The organism is Arthrobacter sp. ZGTC212 (assembly GCF_002929255.1).
Taxonomy (GTDB): domain Bacteria; phylum Actinomycetota; class Actinomycetes; order Actinomycetales; family Micrococcaceae; genus Arthrobacter_B; species Arthrobacter_B sunyaminii.
This window is the reverse complement of the sequence record NZ_PJIJ01000083.1, coordinates 1-529: the sequence shown is the minus strand read 5'-3', so window position 1 is coordinate 529 and position 529 is coordinate 1. Positions and strand designations below refer to the sequence as shown.

General features: G+C 65.2%; 1 protein-coding gene. It reads right to left on the bottom strand.

All coding sequences use genetic code 11. From position 1 onward, the window contains the following. Window positions 1–529, bottom strand: a 529-nt coding sequence (locus CXQ89_RS18010) for a transketolase (RefSeq protein WP_374953001.1), incomplete at both ends; no start/stop codon positions are given.

The following is a 529-nucleotide window of genomic DNA, read 5'->3' as shown; positions in this document are numbered from 1 at the left end:
TTTTCCGTGATCGGCTCCGTGCTGAGCACTGTGTCGGTCTTGCCATCAGCCTGCAGGGCGTTGATGTCCACCATGGCGGTGAGGTTGCCGAGCTGGTGATGATGGGCGCCCATGGCGGCCTCCCACGTGGATCCCTCATCCAGTTCACCGTCTGAGAGGAAGTTGTAAACCCTGGCGTTGGAGCCTTGGTAACGCAGGCCCAAGGCCATGCCCACAGCGAGACTCAGGCCGTGGCCGAGGGATCCGCCGGAAATTTCCATGCCGGGAGTGTAGGTGGACATCCCGGACATCGGCAGCCGGGAGTCGTCCGAGCCGTAGGTCTCGAGTTCCTCCACCGGGACGATGCCTGCTTCGGCAAGGGCTGCGTAATGGCCGATGGCGTAGTGCCCGGTGGAGAGCAGGAACCGGTCCCGTGCCTCCCAGTGCGGGTCCTCGGCACGGAACCGCAGCTGGTCGCCGTACACAGCGGCCAGCATGTCCGCTGCACCAAGGGCCTGGCCCACGTAACCCTGGCCCTGCACCTCGCCCA